General features: G+C 52.3%; 12 protein-coding genes and 1 pseudogene. 7 read left to right on the top strand and 6 right to left on the bottom strand.

All coding sequences use genetic code 11. The features are described 5' to 3' along the window. Positions 1-84: 84 nt before the first annotated feature. Positions 85-423 carry a P-II family nitrogen regulator gene (locus IR141_RS01140; RefSeq protein WP_135033891.1) on the bottom strand — a complete coding sequence of 113 codons (339 nt, stop codon included), beginning with the start codon at positions 421-423 and terminating at the stop codon, positions 85-87. Positions 424-599: 176 nt separating this feature from the next. Between IR141_RS01140 and purL the strand changes: the two genes are divergently transcribed. Beyond that, positions 600-4,502 (top strand): phosphoribosylformylglycinamidine synthase, encoded by a 3,903-nt coding sequence (purL, locus tag IR141_RS01135; protein ID WP_135033868.1) that lies wholly within the window; start codon positions 600-602, stop codon positions 4,500-4,502. 108 nt (positions 4,503-4,610) lie between these two features. Here the strand turns inward: purL and IR141_RS01130 are convergent, their stop codons facing one another. From IR141_RS01130 to IR141_RS01120, 3 genes are all read right to left on the bottom strand, one after another. After that, the gene (locus tag IR141_RS01130) at positions 4,611-5,045 is read right to left on the bottom strand and encodes a transposase (protein WP_167742968.1); all 435 of its coding nucleotides are present in this window, start codon (positions 5,043-5,045) and stop codon (positions 4,611-4,613) included. A gap of 210 nt (positions 5,046-5,255) precedes the next feature. Beyond that, the gene (locus IR141_RS01125; RefSeq protein WP_135033866.1) at positions 5,256-5,600 is read right to left on the bottom strand and encodes an Arm DNA-binding domain-containing protein; all 345 of its coding nucleotides are present in this window, start codon (positions 5,598-5,600) and stop codon (positions 5,256-5,258) included. A 708-nt stretch (positions 5,601-6,308) separates the two neighbouring features. Further along, positions 6,309-6,626 carry a hypothetical protein gene (locus IR141_RS01120; RefSeq protein ID WP_135033865.1) on the bottom strand — a complete coding sequence of 106 codons (318 nt, stop codon included), beginning with the start codon at positions 6,624-6,626 and terminating at the stop codon, positions 6,309-6,311. Here IR141_RS01120 and IR141_RS01115 point away from each other — a divergent pair. Continuing rightward, positions 6,625-6,765: a hypothetical protein gene (locus tag IR141_RS01115; RefSeq protein ID WP_167742966.1), complete on the top strand. Its 141-nt coding sequence runs from the start codon at positions 6,625-6,627 to the stop codon at positions 6,763-6,765. The genes IR141_RS01120 and IR141_RS01115 overlap by 2 nt on opposite strands. Positions 6,766-6,767: 2 nt before the next feature. On the opposite strand, the pseudogene IR141_RS01110 reads toward IR141_RS01115, so the two are convergent. Both IR141_RS01110 and IR141_RS01105 read right to left on the bottom strand, forming a co-directional pair. Next, a pseudogene (locus tag IR141_RS01110) lies at positions 6,768-7,414 on the bottom strand (IS1595 family transposase). Between the two features lie 70 nt (positions 7,415-7,484). Continuing rightward, on the bottom strand, positions 7,485-8,372 hold the full coding sequence (locus tag IR141_RS01105; protein WP_209304390.1) for an alpha/beta fold hydrolase: 888 nt from the start codon (positions 8,370-8,372) through the stop codon (positions 7,485-7,487). Between the two features lie 465 nt (positions 8,373-8,837). Here IR141_RS01105 and IR141_RS01100 point away from each other — a divergent pair, with 465 nt between their 5' ends. The 5 genes from IR141_RS01100 to IR141_RS01075 all read left to right on the top strand — a co-directional run bounded on the left by IR141_RS01100 (position 8,838) and on the right by IR141_RS01075 (position 15,675). After that, a complete protein-coding gene (locus IR141_RS01100; protein WP_135033864.1) occupies positions 8,838-10,391 on the top strand; it encodes a class I SAM-dependent DNA methyltransferase in 1,554 nt (517 codons plus the stop codon). Then, on the top strand, positions 10,388-11,551 hold the full coding sequence (locus IR141_RS01095; RefSeq protein ID WP_135033863.1) for a restriction endonuclease subunit S: 1,164 nt from the start codon (positions 10,388-10,390) through the stop codon (positions 11,549-11,551). Before IR141_RS01100 ends, IR141_RS01095 begins: the two co-directional genes overlap by 4 nt. Positions 11,552-11,580: 29 nt before the next feature. Then, entirely contained in the window at positions 11,581-11,763 is a 183-nt protein-coding gene (locus IR141_RS01090) for a hypothetical protein (RefSeq protein ID WP_135033862.1), read from the top strand. 102 nt (positions 11,764-11,865) lie between these two features. Next, positions 11,866-12,075: a hypothetical protein gene (locus IR141_RS01085; RefSeq protein WP_228068105.1), complete on the top strand. Its 210-nt coding sequence runs from the start codon at positions 11,866-11,868 to the stop codon at positions 12,073-12,075. 366 nt (positions 12,076-12,441) lie between these two features. Next, a complete protein-coding gene (locus IR141_RS01075; RefSeq protein ID WP_135033860.1) occupies positions 12,442-15,675 on the top strand; it encodes a type I restriction endonuclease subunit R in 3,234 nt (1,077 codons plus the stop codon). The last annotated feature ends 33 nt before the right edge of the window (positions 15,676-15,708 follow it).

Here is a 15,708-nt window from a genome sequence, read left to right as displayed (position 1 = left end):
AACAAAATTTAATTTTTTACCTTGCTTTTGAAATGTAATCCATCCCTTTCGGGTATAGTTACCCGGGTTGTCGGCAAACCGCAGTCAAACCGCCGCATCCGAACGCTCGCCCGTGCGGATTCGGATGGCCTCTTCCACCGGCAGCACAAAAATCTTGCCATCGCCGATTTTGCCCGAGCGCGCGGTTTCTACAATGGTTTCAACCGCACGCTCCACATCGGCATCGGCCAACACCAATTCCAGCTTCACTTTGGGCAGAAAGTCCACCGCATACTCGGCACCACGGTAGATTTCGGTGTGGCCTTTCTGGCGGCCGAAACCCTTCACTTCGGTTACGGTCATGCCGGTGATGCCGATTTCAGTAAGGGCTTCGCGCACGTCGTCGAGTTTGAACGGCTTGATAACGGCTTCAATTTTTTTCATGGCTACCCGCTTGCTTTCAAAGGTTTTCAGACGGCCTGTTTTTAGCATAAACACCGATATTCTTCAATCAGCCCGTGCAGCTTTTTAATAGGCCATCTGAAACGGAAATACCCGAGCAGCCCACCCTGCTTTCGCGTACAATTACGACTTTCCAACCGCTATCCGAGAGCCTCGTTATGTCCGTTGTTTTGCCCCTGCGCGGCGCACCCGCCCTGTCTGATTTCCGTGTTGAAAAACTGTTGCAGAAAGCACGCGCCGCCGGCCTGCCCGAGGTGCGTTTGAGCAGCGAATTTTGGTATTTTGTAGGCAGCGGAGCCGCCTTGGATAATGAATCCTTAGAAAAACTGCAGGCTCTTTTGGCCGCCGAATGTGTCGAACACACACCCGAAGCGGCAAACGGCCTGCATTTGTTTTTAATCGTCCCGCGCATCGGCACCATTTCGCCGTGGGCTTCCAAAGCCACCGACATCGCACACAACTGCGGTCTCTCTGAAATCGAGCGCATCGAGCGCGGCACGGCCTTTTGGCTCGAGGGCAGCCTGGACCACGAACAACGGCAACAATGGGCGGCGCTGCTGCACGACCGCATGACCGAAAGCGTACTGCCTGATTTTCAGACGGCCGACCGGCTCTTCGCCCACCCCGAAGCGCAAACCTTCGGCAGCATAAACATTCTTGCCGAAGGAAAAACAGCTTTAATCCGCGCCAACAGCGGGCTGGGGCTGGCGCTCTCACCGGACGAAATCGACTATCTTTTGGAAAACTATCAGGCTTTGCAGCGCAACCCCAGCGATGTAGAGCTGATGATGTTCGCGCAGGCCAACAGCGAACATTGCCGCCATAAAATCTTCAATGCCGACTTTATCTTAAACGGCGAAAAACAGCCGAAATCGCTGTTTGACATGATACGCGACACCCACAACGCCCACCCTGAAGGCACGGTGGTGGCTTATAAAGACAACGCCTCCATCATCGAAGGCGCGAAAATCGAGCGTTTCTACCCCGATGCCGCCAAAAACCAAGGCTACCGCTTTCATGAGGAAGACACCCACATCATCATGAAAGTGGAAACCCACAACCATCCCACCGCCATCGCTCCGTTTGCGGGCGCGGCAACCGGTTCCGGCGGAGAAATCCGCGATGAGGGCGCCACCGGCAAAGGCGCGCGCCCGAAAGCAGGTTTAACCGGCTTTTCAGTGTCCAACCTCAACCTGCCCGATGCGCTGCAGCCGTGGGAGCAGCCCTACGGCAAACCCGGCCACACCGCTTCCGCGCTCGACATCATGATCGAAGGCCCCATCGGCGGGGCGGCATTCAACAACGAATTCGGCCGCCCCAACCTGTTGGGCTATTTCCGTACTTTCGAGCAGGCGCACGAAGGCCGGGTGCGCGGCTACCACAAGCCGATTATGATTGCCGGCGGCCTGGGCAATATTCAGGCGCAGCAAACCTATAAAGACCGCATTCCCGAAGGCGCGCTCTTAATCCAGCTCGGCGGACCGGGCATGTTGATCGGGCTCGGGGGCGGCGCGGCTTCTTCGATGGACACCGGCAGCAATGCCGCCGATTTGGACTTCAATTCCGTGCAGCGCGGCAACCCCGAAATCGAACGGCGTGCGCAGGAAGTGATTGACCGCTGCTGGCAGCTTGGCAGCGGCAACCCGATTATCGCCATTCACGATGTGGGCGCGGGCGGCCTCTCAAACGCTTTCCCCGAGCTGGTGAACGATGCCGGCCGCGGCGCGGTGTTCAAACTGCGCGATGTGCCGCTGGAAGAACACGGCTTAAGCCCGATGCAGATTTGGTGCAACGAAGCGCAGGAGCGTTATGTGCTCTCGATTCTGCCCGAACACCTCGATTTATTCCGCCGAATCTGCGAGCGCGAACGCTGCCCGTTTGCCGTGGTCGGCACTGCCACGAATGACGGCCGTTTGCAGGTGCACGATGATTTATACGGCAACTATCCGGTTGATCTGCCGCTAAACGTGTTGCTCGGCAAGCCGCCGAAAACCACCCGCAGCGACCACACCGTGAAGCCGTCTGAAAAACCGTTCGACACATCGGGCATCGATTTGAAAGAAGCCGCCTACCGCATATTGAGCCTGCCCACTATGGCCGCCAAAAACTTTTTGATTACCATCGGCGACCGCTCGGTCGGCGGCCTGACCCACCGCGACCAAATGGTCGGCCGTTACCAAACCCCCGTGGCCGATGCTGCGGTTACCATGATGGGCTTCAACACCCACAAAGGCGAAGCCATGGCAATGGGCGAGAAACCCGCCGTGGCGCTGTTTGACGCGCCTGCTTCTGGCCGCATGGCCATCGGTGAAACCCTCACCAACCTGGCCGCCGTAAATATCGGCGGCATCGGCAACATCAAGCTCTCGGCCAACTGGATGGCCGCCTGCGGTAACGCGGGCGAAGACGAAAAACTCTACCGCACCGTTGAAGCCGTGTCGCAAGCCTGCCAAGAATTGGGCATCAGCATTCCGGTGGGCAAAGATTCACTTTCCATGAAAACCGTGTGGCAGGAAAACGGCGAACAAAAAGCCGTGGTTTCACCGCTCAGCCTGATTATCACCGGATTCGCACCGGTGCAGGACGTGCGCAAAACCGTTACCCCCGAATTGAAAAACATGGAAGACAGCGTGTTGCTGCTGGTTGATTTGGGTTTTGGCAAGACACGCATGGGCGGCTCGGCTTTAAGCCAGGTGTATAACCGCTTGGGCGGCGAAGCACCCGATATCGAAACCGGCCGTCTGAAAGCGTTTTATGAAGTAATTCAGCAATTGGTGGCCGAAAACAAACTCTTGGCCTACCACGACCGCAGTGATGGCGGCCTGTTTGCCGCACTGGCGGAAATGGCGTTTGCGGCGCGTTGCGGCTTAGATATCCGACTGGACGGGCTGCTTAGCGGTGAAAACCCACAAAGCACCGTTATCCCTGCACTCTTTAACGAAGAGCTGGGCGCCGTATTGCAAATCCGCACAGCCGATGCGCAACACATTGCCGATCTGCTTGAAAAATCAGGCTTGGCAGCAGGCTTAATCGGCCGACCCGCATTCGGTTCAGACGGCCTCAGCATCCGTTTGAATAACGAAACGGTATTTAACGAAAGCCGTCTGAAACTGCAGCAAGCCTGGCAGCAAACCTCCCACCAAATCCAACGCCTGCGCGACAACCCAGAATGCGCCGACAGCGAATTCGCCCTGCTTGCCGACAACCAACGCAGCGCGCTGTTTGCCGACCTGAAATTCGACCTGAAAGAAGACCTCGCCGCGCCGTTTATCAACTCGGGTGCCAAACCCAAAATCGCTGTATTGCGCGAACAGGGCGTAAACGGCCAGATGGAAATGGCCGCCGCCTTCACCCGCGCCGGATTCGATGCGTATGACGTGCATATGTCCGACCTGATGGCCGGCCGCGTCAAACTGGCCGACTTCAACATGCTCGCCGCCTGCGGCGGCTTCAGCTACGGCGATGTGCTGGGCGCGGGCGAAGGCTGGGCGAAATCGATTCTGTTCCACCCCGGGCTGCGCGAACAGTTTGCCGCCTTCTTTGCCGACCCCGACACCCTCACTTTGGGCGTGTGCAACGGCTGCCAGATGGTCAGCAATCTGGCCGAAATCATTCCCGGCACACAAGGCTGGCCGAAATTCAAGCGTAATGCAAGCGAACAGTTTGAGGCGCGTTTGAGCATGGTTCGGGTGCCAAAATCGCCCTCGCTGATTTTGGCCGAAATGCAAGGCTCGACCCTGCCCGTGGTGGTGAGCCACGGCGAAGGCCGCGCCGACTTCAGCCACTTGGGTAGCTCCGCCGTTTCAGACGGCCTCGACATCGCGCTGCAATATATCGATGGTTTGGGCGAAATCACCCAAACCTATCCGCTCAACCCCAACGGCTCGCCGCAAGGCATCGCCGGTGTGAGCAGCACCGATGGCCGCATCACCATTATGATGCCGCACCCCGAGCGCGTGTACCGCACCGCGCAAATGAGCTGGCACCCCGAGTCATGGGCAAACAGCGAACTTTCCGGCTGGTACCGCCTGTTTGCCGGCGCACGCAAAGCATTAGGCTAATGTGCCCGGCTTAACTGCAAAAAATAGTTTATTGAAGCATCAATGCCATTGGTATATTCCAACCAAGCCATGCCCTGCTTTTGCAGGGCATTTTTCTGTTTGGTATTGTTAATTTATATTGTTAATCCGTAACGGGTTTTGTCGTATTCCGTTTGGTTTTTCAAAATGTAGAAAGCGATGGTTACCAGCTTTCGCATAATTGCAACAATAGATGAGTTTCGGCGGTTTTTTCCCGGCTTTCAGACGGCCGATAAAGGCGGGAAAGGCGTTCATGCGGTAGGCGGCCAATGCGGGCATGTATAGGGCTGCCCTTAAGTCGGACTTGCCTACTTTTGAAATCCGTTCTTTGCCGTTTATGCTTGTTCCCGACTGATGCCGTTTTGGATCCAAACCGAAATAGGCGGCCAGTTGGGCAGCGGTATCAAAGCGTGATGTTATAGTTGAGAGCAAAACGGCAGCAGCATTTTCTCCGATGCCCGTTATGGTTTTCAGGCGTTTGCGGTTTTCGCTGTATCGCGGGTTTGATGAATAGAACGCCTGCAAATCTGCCTTTACCTCTTGTATTTGGCTTGTCAGATTCTCAATCGTTTTATGTATATGGCCTTGAAGATAGCTGGGGGCTGTTTGCCGCTTGTTTTGTTCGGCTTAGGCCGAATGGCAAACAGCCCGGTTCATCCAATATTAGAAGATCATACCAGCTCAGTTGCCCTGCCATTTTGTCTTCCAAACTGTCACGGTCTTTCTCTAAATGGCTCATCCAATCAATACATTGAAGTACCTCACCCTGAATCCTTTCGAAGCTGCCTGAATGTCTATAGCCGCAGCCAATGTTTGGCCTATTGCTTGGCTGCACTGGAGGGCTTGGCCTGCTGCTATCATGCGGCGGGCATTTTCGGCGGCTTCTCGGACTTTAGCTAGGCTGATAGTAGGATAAACGCCGATTGCAAGCGTTTTTCTCTTGCGGTCTATCGCATAATCAAGCCGCCAGTATTTGCCGTCATTGGGTTTGACAAGCAAATAAAGGCTACGCCCGTCTGCCAGCTTATAGGGCTTCTCGGCGGGCTTAGCATCCTTGATTTGGCAGTCGTTTAACGGCATTTTTACGGTACTTTTTTAGCGGTATTTTTCAGATATCGTAAAAGATACTGTAAATTTTTGGTTTATTCAATTAGACAGGATTACACGAGGTTAGACAATTAAAGCCGTCTGAAAACATCGGTAATCAGCCTGAAAACCCCGCCATGCTTGCATCTTGGTTTATGGGGTTAGATGGCAATAGACATAAAAAAAACAGCCCGCAAATCATGCTGTTTTCTTTTGATGGTGCCAACGTCGTGCACTATCCGTTGTTTGAACGGTTCGTCGTTTCTCAATGTACCGGGTTTGCGTTTGAGCAGCGGCAAATGTTGATGTTGGACTGTTTGGCGATTTTTCGGATGGGTACGCCTTGATGAAACAGACATTGAACCTTGATAATAGTTTCTATGTTAATCATTCCCAGGAAAACTCCGCAAAAGCGGAGAGTTTATCAATCATCGGGGTGGTGCACTTTTAGATGCACATTCCCCAATTCCCTGGTCCAGTTTTACATGCCTATTGACACGCCACCCTTGTCCGGCGCGGTATTTGATGACAAAAGCGGGATAACCCGCCTGCGCGATGCGCCGTGCCAGCGGCAGCCCTTCGTGCAGCGTGGCCCACGTACTGAAAACCGCCGCCGGGCGCAATCAACGCAAAAGGTGCGCCGGGTTTGCCGGGGTAGAAAAACAACCCGGTATGCGCTTTGGCCGGATCGGCGGCACGCTCCTACGGGGAATATAGCTCGTAAAACACGGTTTGGCCCTGCGCTGCGCGCTGCTGCAAATCGTTGAGCGCATCGAGTATGTCGGCTGTATTCACCGCGCTGTGGTACGGCGTCAGCCGCCCGATCTGCGACACGGGCAAGGCCTGATCGGCGGCTCTACCGTCCCACGGCAGCAAGCGCACGGCAAAGGGTGTAAATGCCGGTGCAGCCAGCAAGTCGCCAACAGTGTGCTGCACTGCAAACGGCGCGGCGTATGCACTGCTAGCCAGTAGCGCAGCAGAAACCATCATGCTTTTCATGAAGACAAGGCGCGGTTGCATGGATTTTTCTTTGGTGATGTGGATGGCAGGCCGGTTTTTTTTATTGATCCAAGCCTTTTCCCTTCAACCAATCGGCCATCAAATCGGCCAATCGGGCATTGTTTTCTTACCCATTAAAAAAGGGGCTGAAGTAGATTAGCCCTAAATACCACACCAATCCCGCAAGATTTTCAACTGCTCACTTGGTGTGCCAAAGTTGAAACGAAACCCGCATTCTTTCAAGAATAAGGGAAAAGACTTCCGGTCGATTCCGTTGTATTTGCGTAGCACACGCTTGGCCTGATTCCAAAAATTCCCAATGCCGTTGATGTGGTTTTGTCTCTGGGCAAATGTCTTGCCGTGGTTAATCCTATGGTGGTGAAAACCGCCGACATCCAGGACATCATCGCTGCTTAAACTGTCGGTATACACCACACTGTCCGGCATGATTTTCTTCGCAATAACAGGCAACAAACTCTCTTTTTTGGCGTTATCCACGACCACGGTATAAACCTTGCCGCCATGTTTGAGGATACCGAAAACCACCACTTTGCCTGCGGCTCCTGTGCCGCGTTTTCCTTTGCGCTTACCGCCGGAGCAGCTCATCTGACTACGGAACCTTCAAAAACCTGATGCCTCCAAGGCCGAATGATGGCTGATGACGAGGCGGATTTTGCGGTAAAAGAGTATGGCGGTGTTGGGCCGGATACCCAAGACATCGGCAGCCGAACGGGCGGTAACTTCCGGCACAAAATATCCGAGTAGTGTCTTCTGTACTTTTTTCTTAATTTACAGTTTGTTATCTTCATTTTAGCATCCTGTCATGACTGCTAATCTACGTCAGCCCCTTAAAAAATGCGAATTGCCGGTGATGCCGATTTAGGGCAGGTGCACCAGCTTGGCATCGCCGCCGTGGCGGTTGACGGCGGCCACAAACTGTTTGGCCATCGCCAGCTCGGTGCCCCATTTGTCTTCGCCCACATTATCCGAACCCAGTTTGATGTGGTCGCCGTAATACAGCACGATGGGGATGCGGGTGAGTTTTTGGAAATCTTCAAGCGGCACGCCGATGGCGGTGGCGCTCAAAGCGGGGAAACTCGCCTGCACAATCTGCGGCATCTCGTTCTCGGGGAACACAAACGGCGTGCCGCCCGGCTCCCATGCCCCAATGGCTTTCACCTTGTTCAAGCGCATCGCCGCGCGCCAGCCAATGTTGCCGCCCATCGAATGCGTTACCAGTACCGCGCCGCCGGTTTTATCGGCCAACTGCGCCAGCACATCGGCGTTCAAATCATTGTCCAGCGGCCCCGAACCCACCGACCAGCTTTGCTGGAATGCCTGATAAGCGGCATCGCCTGTGGGAAACTGCGCGTTGGCAACAGGGCGGCCGTCTGCATCAAAATGCCTGATGCGTGAGAGGATATAAAACGTTTTATCGTGATACATCGGATTGCTGACCCACGGCGTATCGGGGGCGACCGCCCGGATGGAAAGATTCGCTTCGCCGCTGCGCGGCCGGTTGGGCAGATACACGCTGTAGTCCTTGCGCAGAAACAGATTTTGGAAACCCTCTCGGCCGTCTGCCGTGCTTTCCCAAGTGCGTTTGGACTGCGCCCCGCCGTGCTGGAACACCAGCGGCAGGCGCTTGGCATTGACCGGCGTTTGGTAGAACACATAAGCAAAATCGCCGTAAGCGCGCTGGCCATCGGGCGCCAGAAAGTTTTCCTGCTTGAACGTGCCCGGCGCGGTAACGTAACGCCCGCCCACGGTAAAACTGCCCTACTCCCGCACCACCAAATGCGGCGCATCGGGTGCGGCGCAAGCTGCCAACGCCAACGCCAACGCCAACACAAGGGCAGACAAAGCCGCATAAAATCTCATAAAACATCCTTTATCCAACAACGGCTTAAAAAAATTACCGAAGGCCGTCTGAAAACACGCAACCATTATAGCCCCGACTTTCCTGCCTGATTTAGTAGGAAAAACCCGCATAACGCTGTGAAAAAAATTCAATAATCGGCTGCATGATTCGGAAATGCCCGCGCAAATTTTCAGACGGCCAAACAAAACAGAATACCTGTCTGAAAGTTTCAGACAGGTATTTAACAGCCTGATAAAAGCCGTTAATGAAAACCGCCCCGCCAACGCAGCGCATTTAACTTCCCGTTGCCGATAAAAAGAAGCCGAACCGATTTATAATGGCCCGCTTAAACAAACCGGAAAGCACCCGTTATGGCCAGAACCCAAACCAAAACCGCCGCGCCCCAAGCCATTGAAACCGTTCTCTGGGCAGCCGCCAACAAACTGCGAAACAATATTGACGCCGCCGAATACAAACATATCGTGCTCGGCCTGATTTTTCTGAAATACATCTCCGACAGCTTCGAGACCAAATACCGGCAATTACAACAAGAAGAATACGCCGACCCTGAAGACCGCGATGAATATCTGGCCGACAATATTTTCTTTGTGCCCGAAAATGCCCGCTGGCAACAACTGGTTAAGAGCGCCAAACAAGCCGACATCGGCGTATTGGTCGACCAAGCCATGGAAAACATCGAGCACGACAACGCCCAGCTCAAAGGCGTGTTGCCCAAAGTGTATGCCCGCCAGAATCTCGACCCGATCAAACTCGGCGAACTGATCGACGAAGTCCACAAAATCGACCTCGGCCACACCGCCGGCCGCTCCTCCGATATTTTGGGGCATGTGTTCGAATACTTTTTAGGCGAATTCGCTCTGGCCGAAGGCAAACAGGGCGGGCAGTTCTACACGCCCAAATCCATCGTCAAACTGCTGGTCAACATGATCGAGCCATACCAAGGGCGCGTGTTCGATCCCTGCTGCGGTTCGGGCGGCATGTTTGTGCAGTCGGAAGCCTTTATCGAAGCCCATCAAGGGCGCATCGACAACATTTCCATTTACGGCCAGGAAAGCAACCAAACCACATGGCGGCTGTGCAAAATGAACCTCGCCATCCGCGGCATCAATGCCGAGCATGTGTATTGGAACAGCGAAGGATCGTTTCTCAACGATGCCCACCAAGATTTGAAAGCCGATTTTATCCTCGCCAATCCGCCGTTTAACGTTTCGGATTGGTGGAACGAAAAACTCGCCGGTGATGCGCGCTGGCGTTACGGCACTCCGCCCGCAGGCAACGCCAACTTCGCCTGGCTGCAACACTTTCTGCACCATCTCGCCCCGCAGGGGCAGGCGGGTGTGGTGCTTGCCAAAGGCGCACTCACCAGCAAAACCGGCGGCGAAGGCGGCATCCGCAAAGCCTTGGTTGACGATGCCAACGTGATCGACTGCATCGTCAACCTGCCTGCCAAACTGTTTTTAAACACCCAAATTCCCGCCGCCTTATGGTTTATGCGCAAAGACCGCGCCGACACCCGCCGCTACCGCGACCGCAGCGAAGAAGTGCTGTTTATCGACGTGCGCAACATGGGGCAACTGATTAACCGCAAAAACAAAATCCTTACCGACGACGACATCGCCAAAATCAGCGGCACCTACCACAACTGGCGGAATAAAGACGGCGCATACCAAGACATCGCCGGTTTTTGCGCCAGCGTGCCGCGCGGCAAAATCGCCGAATTGGACTATGTGCTCACCCCGGGGCGTTATGTAGGGCTGCCTGAAGAAGAGGACGAATTTAACTTTGCCGAACGCTTTGCCGCTTTGCAAAACGAACTGAACGCACAATTGGCGGAGGAAACACGCCTCAATGCACAAATTGCCGGACAGTTGGCAAAAATTAAGTTAAATGAGGTGGCGGAATGAGTGAGTGGAGAGAATATAAAATTTCTGATATTGCAGATGTTATTGGCGGTGGCACTCCAAAAACAGAAGTTCAAGAATATTGGAATGGTAATATCCCGTGGATTACACCAAAAGATTTAACAAATTATAAAAAGGTAACAATATCATTTGGGGCAAGAAATATTACAAGTGAAGGCTTAAAAAGCTCCTCTGCAAGACTTTTGCCAAAAGGTTCAGTATTAATTACTTCTCGGGCACCTATTGGGTATGTTGCAATAGCAGAAAATGAAATTTCAACAAATCAAGGTTTTAAAAGTCTTGCGTTAAAAGAAATAGCAAATAATTATTTTATATACTATTGGGTTAAATGCAATAATGAATACTTGCAAAGCATAGGAACTGGTACAACATTTTTAGAAATATCAGGAAATACTTTAAAAAATATATCAATATTACTCCCCCCGCTTCCCGAACAAAAAGCGATAGCCGATGTATTATCCGCACTAGACGATAAAATCGACCTGCTGCACCGCCAAAACCACACCCTGGAACAAATGGCAGAAACCCTGTTCCGCCAATGGTTTGTGGAAGAAGCACGGGAAGATTGGGAGGAAAAGCCATTAAGCAGTATTGCAACTTTTACCAATGGTTTGGCTTGTCAAAAATTTCCCGTTCAAATCGGAGAGCGAGGTTTACCCGTTTTAAAAATTAAAGAATTGACTTCAGGTATTAGCGATAGTTCGGATTGGGCAACGGAAACAGTTAAATCTGAATATATTGTTGAAAATGGGGATATTATTTTTGCTTGGTCGGCATCACTAATGGTAAAAATTTGGTCTGGGCAAAAATGTGTATTGAACCAGCATTTATTCAATGTGAAATCAAAAGATTATCCAAAATGGTTTTATTACGAATGGTGTAAATTTCATTTGGCGGAGTTTATTTCAGTAGCACAAAGTCATGCTACAACCATGGGGCATATCAAACGCAAAGATTTGGACGAAGCAATGGTCAAAATCCCTTCATCTGAAACATTAGCCACAATGAGCCAAACTATGAAGCCATTGCTTGATAAACGTATTGTTAATTCCCAACAAATCCAAACCCTGGAAACCCTGCGCGATACCTTATTACCCAAACTGATCAGCGGCGAAGTGCGCGCGGCTTTTCAGACGGCCTGAAAGCTTTTATATCCGTTGCGGAGAAAATCATGAGCCACAATCTTTTCGAACAAGCCAAACAACACGACGAACACGGTATCGAATTTTGGTCGGCACGGACATTGCAGGATATTCTGGAATACAGCGAATGGCGTAATTTTTCCAAGGCCATTGACCGCGCCATAACAGCTTGTAAAAAATCAGGAAGCCTACCCGAAGACCATGTTTGTTGAGGTCAACAAAATGGCGGTAACCGGCTCGGGTGCACAGCGGGAACAGACCGGCTACCGTTTGAGCCGTTATACATCATCACAAAAATCAGGATTTCAGGCAGCTTGAAACCGCAATATTTAGGAGTTTCAACAATGAATAAAAAACGATTGGCGGATATTCCGCCCAATAGCCGGAGTTATCAAAACGAACAGGCCAAAGTGGTGCCGATGCAGCTACAGAATAACGAAGCTACCAAGCGTTTGGTATTGCACAGCGCCAAACGGGTTATTGCCGCCCATCAAGCCGAATTACGCAAGTTGGCTGACAAATGAATCACGCGATTACTCAAGAATTTGTTATCGCCGTTCATGATGAGATTTTACGGCAAACCGGCATCGGGAGCGGCGGCGTTCACTTGGAACGGTTGGAAGGCGTGCTGGGGCGGATTGAGCAGCAGATTTATTACAAGCAAATCGATAATATATTTGAAATTAGGGCATGCTTTTATAGACGGAAACAAGCGCACGGCTTTGGCTGTGATGCTGACTTTTCTGGAAATACAAGGTGTGGACATCCAATACGACAGCGGCTTGGACGATTTAATGGTCGATATAGTAGAAAGCCGCTGCTAACATGAAGCCTTATCGCGGATGGTGGCGGAATTTTTATATAAATTAACGGTATAGCGAAAAAACACGATGAGCAGACTTACCGAAAACGATATCGAACTCATGGCTATTGAAGCATTGCAGGCTTTGGGTTGGGATTACCGCTACGGTGCGGACATCGAACCGAAAGGGGCAACGCCTTTGCGTGCTTATGGCGAAGTGTTGCTCAAAGAACGGGTGGAAGCGGCCTTGCAACGCATCAATCCGCAGTTGAGCGGTGCCGATACCGCGCAGGTATGGCGGCAAATCAACGATACCGCCACACCCGATACGCTTGCCAATAACCGCCGTTTTCATCAGCTCCTCACCCAAGGCGTGATGTTGGAGCGGAAAATTAACGGCGAAACGCGCGGCGAAATGGTGCATTTGCTGGATTTCGACGATGTATCCGCCAATGAGTTTTGGGTGGTCAACCAAATCACCATCAAACACGGGCAGCACGAACGGCGGCCGGATGTGGTGCTGTATGTCAACGGTTTTCCTTTGGTGGTGATGGAATTGAAAAATGCGGCCAACGAACACGCCACCGTGGCTGCGGCCTTCCGCCAAATCCAGACTTATCAGGCGCAGTTGCCGTCTTTATACACTTTCAATGCGTTTAATGTGGTTTCAGACGGCCTGGAGGCGCGTGCCGGCACATTATCGGCCGATTTGTCGCGCTATATGGCATGGAAAAGCCACAACGGCCAAACCGAGGCCGAACGCACCGAGCCGCAGTTAAACGTGTTGATAAAAGGCTTGCTCAACCCGGTTATGCTGTTGGATATGCTGCGCCATTTTATTGTGTTTGAAGACATGAAACACGAAGCGGCAGACGGCACGGTAACCGTTAAACCGGTGAAGAAAATGGCGGCGTATCATCAGTATTACGCGGTGAATGCGGCGGTGTTGTCCACTTTGCGCGCGGTGGGGCAAAGCCTGCCCGCCACCGCAGGCGCTTATGCCGCCGAAGTGGCGGTACACGGCAGGCCGAACACCGTTACCGATGCCAAACAGGGCGATAAAAAAGCGGGCGTGGTGTGGCATACGCAGGGTTCGGGCAAATCGTTATCGATGGTGTTTTATGCGGGAAAAATCGTTTTGGCGCTGGATAATCCGACCATCGTGGTGGTAACCGACCGCAACGATTTGGACGACCAATTGTTCGGCACGTTTTCGGCAGCCAAAGATTTGCTGCGGCAAGCGCCGAAACAGGCCGAATCGCGCGAAGACTTGAAACAATTGTTGTCGGTGAAATCGGGCGGCGTGGTGTTTACCACCATCAATAAATTCCAGCCTGATGACGGCAAAAGCGTGTATGAGCAATTATCCGACCGCAGCAATATTGTGGTCATCGCCGACGAGGCGCACCGCTCGCAATACGGTTTTTCTGCCAAAGAAGCGGATATTAAAAACGAAAACGGCAAGGTAACGGGCAAGCGCACGGTTTACGGTTTTGCCAAATATATGCGCGATGCGCTGCCCAACGCCACGTATTTGGGTTTTACCGGCACGCCGATCGAAAGCTATGATGTGAACACGCCGGCGGTGTTCGGCAATTATGTGGATATTTACGATATTTCGCAGGCGGTGGAAGACGGAGCAACGGTGCGGATTTTCTATGAAAGCCGTTTGGCGAAAATTCATTTGGATGATCAGGGCCGCGAGCTGATCCGCCAATTAGACGAAGAATTGGACGAGCAGGAAGAAGCCGCGCCGAACCAAGCCGAAAAACGCAAATGGGCAAGAGTGGAAGCGATTGTCGGCAGCAGCGGGCGCCTTAAAGAAGTGGCCAAAGATATCGTTCAGCACTTTGAAGCCCGCCTGAAAGCCAATGCAGGACAAGGCAAAGGCATGATCGTGGCGATGTCGCGCCGGATTGCCGTTAATCTGTATAAAGAAATTGTGGCGATTAAACCAGAATGGCACAGCGATGAGCTTAAAGCCGGCGCCATTAAAGTGGTCATGACCTCTTCGGCTTCAGACGGCGCCGATATGGCCAAGCACCACACCAGCAAAGGCGACCGCCAACAACTGGCTTTGCGCATGAAAAACGATGACGATCCGCTCAAACTGGTGATTGTGCGCGATATGTGGCTCACGGGCTTTGATGCGCCGTGTATGCACACGCTCTACATCGACAAACCCATGAGAGGGCACAATCTGATGCAGGCGATTGCCCGCGTGAACCGTATACACCGCGATAAAACGGGTGGTTTGGTGGTGGATTATCTGGGCATTGCCGCCGATTTGAAAAATGCCCTGAGTTTTTACGCCTCCGCCGGCGGCCGCGGCGAGCCGGCCTTGCTGCAAGATGAGGCGGTGCTGGTGTTGCGCGAAAAAATGGATGTGCTGGAAGATATGCTGCACAGCTTTGATGCGGCGGAATATTTTACCGCCGATACCGCGCGCAAATTAGCCGTTATATTGGAAGCCGAAGATTTTATTTTGGGGCTTGACCAAGGGCGCGGCAAAGAACGTTTTCTGGCGGCGGTGTTGGCGGCTTCCAAAGCCTTTGCTTTGGCCGTGCCGCATGATACAGCCATGGAATATGCGCCGCTTTTGGCGTTTTATCAGGCGGTGAAGGCGCGTTTGGCGAAATTTACCGCCGGAGCGGGCGGCAATAATATTCAAGACGATTTGACGCAACGCGTGCGCCAAACCATCGATCAGGCTCTGGTAAGCGAATCGGTGGTGGATATTTTTGATGCGGCAGGCATTCAAAAGCCCGACATCAGCATTTTATCCGATGAATTTATGGAAGAAATGCGCGGTTACCGGCATAAAAACGTGGCATTGGAAACCCTGAAAAAACTACTGAACGATGAAATCAAAGTGCGCAGCCGAAAAAGCGTTACCGAAGGCAAAAAACTGGCACAAATGCTGGATAATGCGATTAAAGGCTATCAAAACAAGGTATTGACCGCAGCCGAAGTGATTGATGAGCTGATTAAACTGGCAAAAGAAATCCAATCATCCGACAAACTGGCCGAAGAATTGGGTTTAAGCGAGTTTGAATTTGCCTTTTATTCTGCCGTGGCCGCCAACAACAGCGCCAAAGAATTGATGGGAAAAGACAAATTGCGCGAATTGGCAGTGGTGCTCACCAACCAAATCCGCAACAGCGTAACGGTGGATTGGTGGAATCGGGAAGATGCCAGAGCGAAAATCCGCGTGATGGTCAAGCGGTTGCTGAAAAAATACGGCTATCCGCCCGATATGGAGCAGCTCGCCACCGAAACGGTATTGAAACAGGCGGAAATGATGGCAGCGGAAATGGTGTGATAACGGCGTTTGAACGGTTCTGATACCGATAAA

The sequence above is a fragment of the Neisseria sp. 19428wB4_WF04 genome, assembly GCF_015235335.1.
Taxonomy (GTDB): domain Bacteria; phylum Pseudomonadota; class Gammaproteobacteria; order Burkholderiales; family Neisseriaceae; genus Neisseria; species Neisseria musculi.
Note: the sequence above shows the minus strand (reverse complement) of the source record. Positions and strands in the feature narration are given on the sequence as shown.

Excerpts from the sequence above, each read along its gene's own strand:
- IR141_RS01140 (WP_135033891.1), bottom strand. The coding sequence starts at position 423 with ATGAAAAAAATTGAAGCCGTTATCAAGCCGTTCAAACTCGACGACGTG.
- purL (WP_135033868.1), top strand. The coding sequence starts at position 600 with ATGTCCGTTGTTTTGCCCCTGCGCGGCGCACCCGCCCTGTCTGATTTC.
- IR141_RS01125 (WP_135033866.1), bottom strand. The coding sequence starts at position 5,600 with ATGCCGTTAAACGACTGCCAAATCAAGGATGCTAAGCCCGCCGAGAAG.
- IR141_RS01115 (WP_167742966.1), top strand. The coding sequence starts at position 6,625 with ATGGATTTTTCTTTGGTGATGTGGATGGCAGGCCGGTTTTTTTTATTG.
- IR141_RS01120 (WP_135033865.1), bottom strand. The coding sequence starts at position 6,626 with ATGCAACCGCGCCTTGTCTTCATGAAAAGCATGATGGTTTCTGCTGCG.
- IR141_RS01100 (WP_135033864.1), top strand. The coding sequence starts at position 8,838 with ATGGCCAGAACCCAAACCAAAACCGCCGCGCCCCAAGCCATTGAAACC.
- IR141_RS01095 (WP_135033863.1), top strand. The coding sequence starts at position 10,388 with ATGAGTGAGTGGAGAGAATATAAAATTTCTGATATTGCAGATGTTATT.
- IR141_RS01090 (WP_135033862.1), top strand. The coding sequence starts at position 11,581 with ATGAGCCACAATCTTTTCGAACAAGCCAAACAACACGACGAACACGGT.
- IR141_RS01075 (WP_135033860.1), top strand. The coding sequence starts at position 12,442 with ATGAGCAGACTTACCGAAAACGATATCGAACTCATGGCTATTGAAGCA.